This window comes from Streptomyces sp. NPDC059832 (assembly GCF_042731715.1).
Taxonomy (GTDB): Bacteria; Actinomycetota; Actinomycetes; order Streptomycetales; family Streptomycetaceae; genus Streptomyces.
On sequence record NZ_JBHWIY010000039.1, the window covers coordinates 61,653 to 72,091 of the forward strand.

Consider the following 10,439-nt stretch of genomic DNA (forward strand, 5'->3'; position numbering starts at 1 on the left):
GAGTAGCCGCGACCAGTGGGAGGGACCGTGCAGACCGACATCGATCCGCGCAGCCTGATCGGCCGCAAGGCGTTCGACCGCAAGGGCACCAAGATCGGGACCGTGGACGAGGTGTACCTCGACGACGCTACCGGTGTGCCCGAGTGGGCGGCCGTACGTACCGGACTCTTCAGCCGGGACGCGTTCGTCCCGCTGGAACCCAGCGAATTCGTGGAGGATTCGCTCCGCATCCCCTTCGACCGCGCGCTGATCAAGGAAGCGCCCGACTTCGGCGTCGGCCGCCATCTCTCACCGGAACAGGAGCTCCAGCTCTACCGGCACTACGGTCTGGACTCCCCGCCCGAGGGGGCCGGCCCGGACAGGGACTTCGGCAGACTGGCCGGCCAGGACGAGTAGTCCACCGGGTCCCGCACCAACGGCAGCGGATCGGCCGGCCGGAGCTCCGGGTCGTCGATCCGGAACGTACGCACCCGGCCGGGCGCCGACTCGGGCTCCTCGAACCGCACGGTCACCCGGCCGACGCCGCTGCCCTGCACCCAGCCATGGCCGTATGCGTCATGGCGTACGTCGTGTCCGGCGGGCCAGCGCCGCGCGGCGCGCTGCTCGGCGGTCTCCTCGGCCTCCGCCCGGCGATCGTCCGGCGGCCCGGCCCCGTCGCCCCCGGACGGCGTCGTCTCCGCAGCCGGATCCTCGGTCGCGGCCCGCTCACCGGCGGCCTGGGCGAAGAGGTCCTCCTGCGTGTAGTCGGCAAGCCCCGTCACGCCCACTCCGAGGAGCCGGACGCCTCCGGTGGTGTCCACTGCCTCCAGGAGCCGCGCGGCGGCCTCACGGACCACTGTGGGGTCGTCCGTGGGCCCCCGCAGCGTCTCGGACCGCGTGAGCGTCGAGAAGTCGTACCTGCGCACCTTCAGCACCACCGTCCGCCCGGACCGACCCGCGCCCCGCAGCCGCTGGACGCAGCGGCCGGCCAGTCGCTCGACCTCCGTCCTGATCCGCACCCGGTCGTGCAGGTCGGCGTCGAAGGTGTCCTCGACCGACACCGATTTCGCGTCCCGCTCCGCGACCACCGGCCGGTCGTCGTACCCGAACGCCATCCGGTGGAGCGAGCCGCCGTGCGCCTTCCCCAGCAGACGTACGAGCTCGTCCTCGCCCGCCTCGACCAGGTCGTCGACCGTGGTCATCCCGGCACGGCGCAGATGGTCCGCCGTCGCCGGCCCGACACCGGGGAGAATCCGCACCGACATGGGTGCGAGCAGCGCCCGCTCCGTGCCCGGTTCTATGAGCAGCAGGCCGTTCGGCTTCGCCTCCTCCGAAGCGATCTTGGCCAGCATCTTGGAACCGGCGAGCCCCACCGAGCCGGTGAGCCCGGTCACCGCCTTGATGGCCGTACGCAGCTGCTCGCCGATCTCCAGCGCGGAATCCGTGTCGTCGGCCGTCCCGCCGGCCTCCAGGTCGACGAAGGCCTCGTCCAGGCTGAGGGGCTCCACCAACGGGGAGAGCCGCGCGAGCAGCTCCATCACCTGGTCGCTCACCGTCCGGTACAACTGGAAGCGGGGCACCAGATAGGCCGCGTTGGGCGCCAGCCGCCGCGCCTGCGCCATGGGCATGGCCGAGTGCACCCCGAAGCGTCGCGCCTCGTACGAGGCGGTGGCGACGACTCCGCGTGGTCCCAGTCCGCCGACCACGACCGGCTTGCCGCGCAGGCTCGGCTTCGCCGCCTGCTCGGCAGAGGCGTAGAAGGCATCCATGTCCAGATGCAGGATGGTGGGCGCGGCTCTCACATCAATCGATGCTGCCCTACGGCACTGACAATCGCCGCGCCCGAACCGTCGGCCGCGTCAGCCGGCGCGATTGCGACGCCGCGCGAGCTCATCGGTGGGGTTGTTCCCGATGAGGGTCTCGCCGGTGTCCACCCGCTCGCCGTGCAGTTGCGAGAGGGCGGCGTCCACGTCCTGCCACACCACACCCACCGCGATGCCGAAGACCCCCTGGCCGCCCTGGAGCAGGCTGACGACCTCGTCGGGCGAGGAACACTCGTAGACCGTCGCCCCGTCGCTCATCAGCGTCATCCGCTCAAGGTCCTGGAATCCCCGGGCCCGCAGATGCTGAACCGTGGTGCGGATGTTCTGGAGTGCCACACCCGTGTCCAGGAAGCGCTTCACGATCTTCAGCAGGACGACGTCCCGAAAGCTGTAGAGCCGCTGTGTGCCGGAGCCGTACGCCGGACGCACGCTCGGCTCCACCAGCCCCGTACGCGCCCAGTAATCAAGCTGCCGGTAGGTGATCCCGGCAGCCGCGCAGGCGGTCGGCCCGCGGTAGCCGATGTCGTTGGCCGATGCCATTCCGTCCCCCGCCACCGCCGCCGGTTGAACCGGTTGCACGATGGTGTGGTCGGCTGTACTCCCCTGCTGCGGATACGGCCCACCCGCTGCCGTACCGTCGCCGCTGCTTCTCACGCCGACCTCCGTCCTTGACCTGCCATCTCGAAGGTAGGCAGTCACTCGGGGTGCGTCAACGATCGCCACACTCGGCACGCCGAGTGATAATCACCCTGAGGGTGGTTTCCCGTGACTCACGAGCGGGAAAGGCTTGCCGGATGCGCTGACGGCGGCCCCGAAGAACGGTCACTGACTGTTGGTACCGAAATCCTCCGGAGAGATCTGATCGAGGAACTCGCGGAATTTCTCCACCTCATCCTCCTGCTCGTCCGGGATGGCGATGCCGGCGTCGTCGAGCACCCCGTCACTGCCGTAGATCGGCGTTCCGGTGCGCAACGCGAGCGCTATGGCGTCGGACGGCCGCGCGCTCACCTCGACCCCGCTGGCGAAGACCAGCTCCGCGTAGAAGACCCCTTCCCGGAGGTCCGTGATGCGGACCTCGGTGAGCTCCTGGCCGACGGCCTCGAGCACGTCCTTGAAGAGATCATGGGTCAGCGGCCTGGCCGGAGCCATGCCCTGCTGGGCGAAGGCGATCGCGGTCGCCTCACCAGGACCGATCCAAATGGGGAGGTACCGGTCGCCTCCCACTTCACGCAGGAGCACGATCGGTTGGTTGGAGGGCATTTCCACCCGGACACCCACAACGTCGAGCTCGTTCACACAGCAACCCTAGGACGTGCCCGGCAGGTTTGGGTAGTCGGGCACCGGCGTGATCAGTGGAGCCGGATGTGCAGAGCGCTCTGCACAAGGGCCGAATGAAGCCTCACGGACAGCTCCGCAAGCTCTTTCGCAGTGGCCTCCGCATAGGCTCTGGTCTGCGGATTCCGGTGCCGGCGCAAGGGTGCGACCACCTGCTCGATGAGCCCGACCTCGCGATCCGCAGCCGCTCGCATGGCACGCAGGTGACGCGGTTCCAGACCGAACCTGCCCAGATCCGCCACAAGCTTGGCGACTGTGACCATCTCGGCGTCGTAACCGCCCTCGGCGGTCGGAACGACCAGGCCGTACGACTCCCACTCGTCCAGGTCGCTCTCGGTGACCTCGGCGGCCGCCAGCAGCTCGGCACGGCCGATCCGGGCCGCGGTGGCCCGTCCGGGCTCCGCCTCCCAGCCGCCGGTCAGGTCCCGCGGGCCGCCCCCGGACGGGAGGGCGGCCTGTTCACCACGGGCGAGGGCATCCAGATGCTCACGGATGACCTTCAGCGGGAGGTAGTGGTCCCGCTGCATGCGCAGCACCTGAGCCAGCCGCTCCACATCGGCACTACGGAACTTGCGATAGCCGGACGGGGTCCGCTGCGGCTCGACGAGCCCTTCGGCCTCCAGGAACCGAATCTTGGAGATCGTGACCTCGGGGAACTCGTCCCGCAGCCGCAGGAGCACCGTGCCGATGCTCATCGGGCGGTCGTCGGCGGTGGCGGTGCCGGCCACGGCACCGCCCGTCGGTGTTCTCAGCATGGACCTTCCCTGACGGGTCAGATACCGCGCTGGCTCGCGTAGAAGACCAGCCGGTACTTGCCGATCTGCACTTCGTCGCCGTTGGACAGGGCGACGGAGTCGATGCGCTCACGGTTGACGTAGGTGCCGTTCAGGCTGCCCACGTCCCCGACCGTGAAGCTGCCGTCGGGGCTCCTGCGGAACTCCACATGCCGCCGCGACACCGTCACGTCGTCGAGGAAGATGTCGCTCTGCGGGTGGCGGCCGGCCGTGGTCAGCTCGCTGTCCAGCAGGAAGCGGCTGCCGGAGTTCGGACCACGACGCACCACCAGGAGCGCCGAGCCGAGCGGAAGGGCATCGACGGCGGCCTGTGCCTCGGGCGAGAGGGACGGAACGGCCGTCTGCCCGGTGACCTCCGCCTCGTACGCCTCAAGACCGGAGATGGAGATCGTCGAGGTCGTCTCCGAGGCACGCTCGGGAACTCCACCCCTCAGCGGCGCACCGCAGTTGGAGCAGAAACGACTGGCCTCGGCGTTGCGATGTCCGCACCTCGTACAGACCGGCATGGACGAACCCTCCTGCCTGGGGGCGAACTCTCCACCCGTACGTGAGGTCGACGATTCTCCGAAACCTATGCGGCCGGGACCGGCAGGGTCAACAGACGACGCGCCGGAAGCTCCCGAATTGTCACTGTCCGTACCCGACACCTGATCACGGAAGAGCGGGCGTTCCGTGCCCTGCTCGTCCGCCTGGCCATGGCGCGGTGCGCGATGGCGGGCAGCCTCGTCTCGAGCGCTCTTGCCGAACAACTTCCCAAACAACTTCACGGGCGCTTCCCCTTGACCGAAATAGACCCGCCCGTGGGGCAGGACGAACCCTGAATGAACACACCTGCCGACCCGGACATCCTCACAACGTCCGTATCCACTCGACAGTTTCCACCACGCACCACCAATACGATGCGGCGACCCCCCGCAACCTCGTGCCCGTATCCTTCGTCCCCTCCGCGTCGCGGCCTCACGGGGACGACGACCGAGCGTAGTCAGGCTGCTTCGCCGGTCGCAAGGCGTCCACGACGATGTCGTCGGCCTGCGCGACCTGCACGGTGGCCTGCTCCTTCTCCAGCGTCTGCACCACACCGCCCGGGATGTTCAGCGCCGGCTCCAGATCCTGGGGCTTGCCGATCACCTCGAAGACGTATGGCGCGCTGATCTTACGATCGTCGACCCTGACGTTGCCGCCGTCACCGGAGAAATACGTATTGGCGACCACACGCACTCCGTTGACCTCGATCGCCTCGGCGCCTGCCGCCCGCAGCTCCTGGAGTGCGTCGAGCAGCATGTCCGCCTTCACCCCGTCCCCGGGATCGTTCACGGTGAGCGTGATCCCGGGCCCGTGTGCCGCCACGGTGCCCGCGAGAACTCCGAGTTGCCGTTCCTTCTCCACCGTCTGCTTGCGCGCCTCCTCGGCCTGGTCGGAGCTGTTCTCCAGCTCCGTGCGCTGAGCGGCCAGCCGCTGCTTCTCGTCCTCCAGGCGCTGTGTCCGGTCGTCCAGCTCGTCGAGGATCCGGACCAGGTCCTCCTGCCGGGCACCCCGCAGTGCGCTGTTGTCACTGTTGGACCGCACCTGAATGGCCAGTCCGAGACCGAGAACGAACAGCAGCACCGCGACGATGAGTTGAGCGCGCGTCACCCGCGGCGGCCACAGTCCGGCGATCAGCCGCTGACGACCGGTGAGGTCATTGGCGGAGCCCGCCGTCTGCTCGCCGGCGTGCTCCGTGTCGTCGGGAAGTTCTTCGTTGCTCATCGGCCTCAGGCCCGGAAGACGTGCCGGCGGATGGCCGCGGCGTTGGAGAAGATCCGGATCCCGAGCACGACCACCACACCGGTGGACAGCTGCGCTCCGACGCCCAGCTTGTCGCCCAGGAAGACGATCAGTGCGGCCACCACGACGTTCGAGAGGAACGACACGACGAACACCTTGTCGACGAAAATTCCGTCGAGCATGGCCCGCAGACCACCGAAGACTGCGTCGAGGGCGGCCACGACGGCGATCGGGAGATACGGCTCGACCACTGCCGGTACCTCGGGCCGGACCAACAGTCCGACCACGACTCCCACGACGAGGCCCAGTACGGCGATCACGATGTGCCCTTCCCTGTTTCTGCCGCACCACTGCCGGTGTCTGCGGCCTGATAAGGCTCTGCTGTACGTACGATCAGGCTCGGCGCGACCGGGAGGCTCACCTTCTGCTGCACGGACATGCTCGTCCGGATGTCGAAGGTGTCCTTGAGCGCCTGCAGATACTGACCGTCGGCACTGTCCTGGAACGCGTTGCCGAGCTGTTTCCCGTTCCCCACCGCCAGCACCGTGTAGGGCGGAACGAGCGGTCTGTTGTCGACCAGTATGGCGTCGCCCGCCGCGCGGATCGCCGACAGGGCCGTCAGACGCTGCCCGTTGATCGCGATCGCCTCCGCGCCGGACTGCCACAGCCCGTTGACGACTCGCTGAAGGTCCCGGTCGCGGACCCGCCCGGTGTCGGCGAATCCACTGGTCTCCCTCGGTCCGCCACCGCCCTGGTCGGTGTTCTTGGCGTCGTCGACGACGAGTTTCACGCCTGGCCCCTCCACCGGGGTCGCCCCGGCGAGCAGCGCCACCCGTTCCCCCTGGTCCCCGCCGTGCTTCTCCAACGCCTTGCGCTGGCGCCTGCCCACGTCGTCCCGGAGTTTGTCCACCTGCGACTCGAGGGCGTCGGCCGCCGTCGTCTCGTCGTCGATGCGATCGATCAGTTCCTGGCGCTCCTTGGCAAGGACCGGCGCGGAGACGCGCGCCTCCGCGGCCCCGAGCGTGACGACGAGGGCGGCGAGCACCAGACATGCGGCGAGGCCGAGCTTCGACTTGAGCGTACGGGGCAGGCCCGCGCTCCCGTCGGCCTTGCGACGCGCCGATGCCTCGGCGTATCCGTCGTCCAGGCTGTGGTCCATCACATTGGTCAGCAGCGACATGGATGCGTCGGGACGCGCGGGAGGCGAGGCGGTACTCCGATCGGGGGGCTGCTGCGACATGCCGCACATCGTCGCACGTCGCCGCCGCTACCGCCGAATGGCCCCACCGGTGTGCCCGAAGGCGCTGTCGGCCGCCGTCGGACACACCGGAACAACCGTCACTGACCTGCGCTGTCCACGACCGCCGCCCATTCGTCCAGCAGCGCCTGTGCGGAGGCGTCGTCCGGCCCTTCGGCCCACAGATGGGTGACCGCCTCGGCCCGGTCCGGCAGCACCATCACCCACCGCCCGTCCGCCTCGACGACCCGTACCCCGTCCGTCGTATCGACGCTGCGGTCACCGGCGGCCTCCACGACCCGGCGCATGACCAAGCCCTTGACGGCCCAAGGAGTGGCGAGATCACGGCGCAGGACATGGGCACGGGGGATGCGGGCATCGATCTGGCTGAGGGTGAGCTGTGTCCTGGCCACCAGCCCCAGGAGCCTCACGAACGCGGCCGAGCCGTCGAAGACACTGCTGAATTCGGGAACGATGAAGCCCCCACGCCCGTCTCCACCGAAGATGGTGCCTTCCTCGCGTCCCACGCGCGTCAGATCGTCGGGCGATGTCGTCGTCCATTCGACCTGCGTGCCGTGGTACGCCGCGACCTGCTCGGCGACACGTGTCGTGGTGACCGGCAACGCCACCCGCCCGCTGCGCCGCTCGGCCGCCACGAGGTCGAGCATCACGAGGAGCGCCCGGTCGTCCTCCACGATCCGGCCCCGCTCGTCGACCAGGGAGAGCCGCTCACCGACCGGGTCGAACCGCACGCCGAACGCGGCCCGCGCCGACGAGACGATCTCGCCCAGCCGCACCAGCCCGGAGCGCCGGGTCTCGGCGGACTCGGTGGGCCGTGATTCGTCGAGGCCGGGATTGATGGTCAGCGCGTCGACGCCGAGCCGTCCCAGCAGGCTGGGCAGTACGAGCCCGGCACTCCCGTTGGAGGCGTCGACGACCACCTTCAGACCCGCATCGGCAATCCCCGTGGTGTCCACGTTCCGAAGCAGCGATCCGGTGTACGAGTCGAAGACGCTGGACGGGAAGTACAGATCCCCGATCTCGCCCGGGAAGGCACGGCGGTACTCCTGACGTGCGTAGACCCGGTCGAGCTTCCGCTGCCGCGCCTGCGACAGGTCCGCCCCCCGCTCGTCGAAGAACATGATGTCGACCGAGTCGGGCACACCGGGCGACGTACGGATCATGATCCCGCCGGCGCTCCCGCGCGCGGTCTGCTGGCGCGCGACGGGCAACGGTACGTTCTCCAGGTCCCGGACATCGATGGCGCTCGCCTGAAGGGCCGAGATCACCGCTCGCTTCAGGGCACGGGCACCGCGGGAGTGATCACGGGCGGTGGTGACCGTCGAGCCCTTCTTCAGAGTCGTGGCATAGGCGCCGGCGAGCCGGACCGCCAGTTCCGGGGTGATCTCGACGTTCAGGATGCCGGACACGCCCCGGGCGCCGAAGAGATGAGCCTGTCCGCGCGATTCCCAGATCACCGAGGTGTTGACGAAGGCGCCTGCCTCGATGGTCTTGAACGGGTAGACGCGGACATTGCCCTGAATGATCGACTCCTCACCGATCAGGCATTCGTCCCCGATGACCGCGCCGTCCTCGATGCGGGTCGCTCGCATGACGTCGGTGTTCTTGCCGATCACGCATCCGCGCAGATTGCTGTGCTGGCCGATATAGACGTTGTCGTGCACCACGGCCTTGTGCAGGAATGCACCGCTCTTGACGACGACGTTCGACCCGATGACCGTATGCTCGCGAATCTCGGCACCGGCTTCGACCTTTGCGTAGTCCCCGATGTAGAGAGGTCCGCGCAGCACTGCGTCGGGATGTACTTCCGCGCCTTCCGCGACCCATACGCCCGGCGAGATCTCGAAGCCGTCGATGTCGACATCGACCTTTCGCTCAAGAACATCGGCCTGCGCCTTCACGTAGCTCTCGTGGGTGCCGACGTCTTCCCAGTAGCCCTCGGCGATGTAGCCGTAGATGGGCTTGCCTTCCTTCATGAGCTGGGGGAAGACATCGCCGGACCAGTCCACCGAGACGTCGGCTTCGACATAGTCGAATACCTCGGGCTCCATGACGTAGATGCCTGTGTTGACGGTGTCCGAGAAGACCTGTCCCCAGGTGGGCTTCTCCAGGAAGCGCTCGACCTGGCCACCCTCGTCCACAATCGTGATGCCGAATTCCAGGGGATTCGGCACACGGGTCAGGCACACCGTGACCAGGCCGCCCTTTTCCTTGTGGAAGGCGATGAGGTCGGTGAGATCGAAGTCGGTGAGCGCATCACCGGAAATGACGAGGAAGGTATCGTCCTTCAGCGCTTCCTCGGCATTCTTCACGCTCCCCGCAGTGCCGAGAGGTTTCTCCTCGTTGGCGTAGCTGAGCTCCATCCCGAGCTCTTCGCCGTCCCCGAAGTAATTCTTTACCAGCGAGGCAAGAAACTGGACCGTTACGACGGTCTCATTCAGCCCGTGCCGCTTGAGCAGCCGAAGCACGTGCTCCATGATCGGCCGATTGGCGACGGGCAGGAGCGGCTTGGGCATGCTTGAGGTCATGGGGCGAAGACGAGTGCCTTCGCCGCCAGCCATCACGACGGCCTTCATGTCGGAAACGTCCTCCTTGAAGAGACGACGGTCTAGCCGACTTCGCCCGTCGGGGCACCATCCGGGTCATCAGAGGCGGGCCGGCCACACTGCGCGGCACCGCGTCAACGAGCTCAATCGGCTACTACATCCGCCTTGACGAGCCGGCGGACCTGAACCACGTAGAGGATCCCTGCCCACCAATAGAGCGTTGTACCCCAACCTGCGAACGCCCATCCGAAAATAGCGGCCAGCGATGCAAGCCAACCACTTCCACCGCTGAGCAGCAACAAGGGGAACGCGTACATCAGGTTGAACGTGGCCGCCTTCCCCAGGAAGTTCACCTGGGGCGGCGGATAGCCGTGACGCCTCAGGATTCCGACCATCACGAGGAGCATGAGCTCACGGGCAAGAAGTGCTGCGGTGAGCCAGAGTGGCAGGATCTCCCGCCAGGTCAGACCGACGAGGGTCGAAAGGATGTAGAGGCGATCCGCGGCAGGGTCCAGGAGCCGGCCGAGGCTGCTGATCTGGTTCCACCGGCGGGCGAGCTTACCGTCGAGGTAGTCGCTGATGCCGCTGAACATCAACACCAGCAGGGCCCAGCCGTCGCTCTGGGGGCCGCCGAACACGGGGCGAAGAATCAGCCACAGGAAGAGCGGAACCCCTACAAGGCGAGCCATGCTGAGGATGTTGGGGATGGTGAGTACCCGGTCCGTCTGAACCCGAGTCTCCTGGACCTCCACCCGGGGGCCTCCTGTGAAGAACGTGCCAATGATGCCCCCTGACCTTACCCTCAGCCTCCGCGGTCGGTTGCACAGGGGTGACGGCAAGCATCTCGTAAACGCAGAAAAGCCCCGTGCCACAAGGGCACGGGGCTTTCCCGTAAAAGGAGTTCGGCGGCGTCCTACTCTCCCACAGGGTCCCCCCTGCA

At 67.7% G+C, this 10,439-nt stretch carries 11 protein-coding genes; 1 reads left to right on the forward strand and 10 read right to left on the reverse strand.

The genetic code is table 11. The annotated features are described in order from the left end of the window. Positions 1–27 precede the first annotated feature (27 nt). The gene (locus tag ACFV8T_RS39105) at positions 28–396 is read left to right on the forward strand and encodes a PRC-barrel domain-containing protein (RefSeq protein ID WP_385336897.1); all 369 of its coding nucleotides are present in this window, start codon (positions 28–30) and stop codon (positions 394–396) included. On the opposite strand, the gene ACFV8T_RS39110 is transcribed toward ACFV8T_RS39105, so the two are convergent. The 10 genes from ACFV8T_RS39110 to ACFV8T_RS39155 form a co-directional block, all read right to left on the reverse strand. Further along, positions 321–1,781: a DNA polymerase IV gene (locus tag ACFV8T_RS39110; RefSeq protein WP_385336900.1), complete on the reverse strand. Its 1,461-nt coding sequence runs from the start codon at positions 1,779–1,781 to the stop codon at positions 321–323. The two genes, ACFV8T_RS39105 and ACFV8T_RS39110, sit on opposite strands and share 76 nt — an antisense overlap. Positions 1,782–1,838: 57 nt before the next feature. Further along, entirely contained in the window at positions 1,839–2,456 is a 618-nt protein-coding gene (locus tag ACFV8T_RS39115) for a MerR family transcriptional regulator (protein ID WP_358943295.1), read from the reverse strand. A 168-nt stretch (positions 2,457–2,624) separates the two neighbouring features. Beyond that, complete coding sequence (locus tag ACFV8T_RS39120) at positions 2,625–3,098, reverse strand: bifunctional nuclease family protein (RefSeq protein WP_006123076.1); 474 nt, start codon at positions 3,096–3,098, stop codon at positions 2,625–2,627. Positions 3,099–3,151: 53 nt separating this feature from the next. Further along, on the reverse strand, positions 3,152–3,892 hold the full coding sequence (locus ACFV8T_RS39125) for a MerR family transcriptional regulator (RefSeq protein WP_385336903.1): 741 nt from the start codon (positions 3,890–3,892) through the stop codon (positions 3,152–3,154). Between the two features lie 17 nt (positions 3,893–3,909). Continuing rightward, on the reverse strand, positions 3,910–4,698 hold the full coding sequence (locus ACFV8T_RS39130) for an FHA domain-containing protein (RefSeq protein WP_385336906.1): 789 nt from the start codon (positions 4,696–4,698) through the stop codon (positions 3,910–3,912). A 190-nt stretch (positions 4,699–4,888) separates the two neighbouring features. Next, entirely contained in the window at positions 4,889–5,677 is a 789-nt protein-coding gene (locus ACFV8T_RS39135) for a DUF881 domain-containing protein (protein WP_385336909.1), read from the reverse strand. Between the two features lie 5 nt (positions 5,678–5,682). Continuing rightward, the gene (locus tag ACFV8T_RS39140; RefSeq protein ID WP_003970459.1) at positions 5,683–6,015 is read right to left on the reverse strand and encodes a small basic family protein; all 333 of its coding nucleotides are present in this window, start codon (positions 6,013–6,015) and stop codon (positions 5,683–5,685) included. Beyond that, complete coding sequence (locus ACFV8T_RS39145) at positions 6,012–6,935, reverse strand: DUF881 domain-containing protein (RefSeq protein WP_385336912.1); 924 nt, start codon at positions 6,933–6,935, stop codon at positions 6,012–6,014. Before ACFV8T_RS39145 ends, ACFV8T_RS39140 begins: the two co-directional genes overlap by 4 nt. A 98-nt stretch (positions 6,936–7,033) precedes the next feature. Beyond that, positions 7,034–9,529, reverse strand: coding sequence for a sugar phosphate nucleotidyltransferase (locus ACFV8T_RS39150; RefSeq protein ID WP_385336915.1), 2,496 nt, complete (start codon positions 9,527–9,529; stop codon positions 7,034–7,036). 113 nt (positions 9,530–9,642) lie between these two features. Next, the gene (locus tag ACFV8T_RS39155) at positions 9,643–10,251 is read right to left on the reverse strand and encodes a CDP-alcohol phosphatidyltransferase family protein (RefSeq protein ID WP_385336918.1); all 609 of its coding nucleotides are present in this window, start codon (positions 10,249–10,251) and stop codon (positions 9,643–9,645) included. Positions 10,252–10,439: the final 188 nt, after the last annotated feature.

Coding starts and splice junctions, on each gene's coding strand:
- ACFV8T_RS39125 (WP_385336903.1), bottom strand. CDS start 3,892: ATGCTGAGAACACCGACGGGCGGTGCCGTGGCCGGCACCGCCACCGCC.
- ACFV8T_RS39135 (WP_385336909.1), bottom strand. CDS start 5,677: ATGAGCAACGAAGAACTTCCCGACGACACGGAGCACGCCGGCGAGCAG.
- ACFV8T_RS39145 (WP_385336912.1), bottom strand. CDS start 6,935: ATGTCGCAGCAGCCCCCCGATCGGAGTACCGCCTCGCCTCCCGCGCGT.
- ACFV8T_RS39150 (WP_385336915.1), bottom strand. CDS start 9,529: ATGAAGGCCGTCGTGATGGCTGGCGGCGAAGGCACTCGTCTTCGCCCC.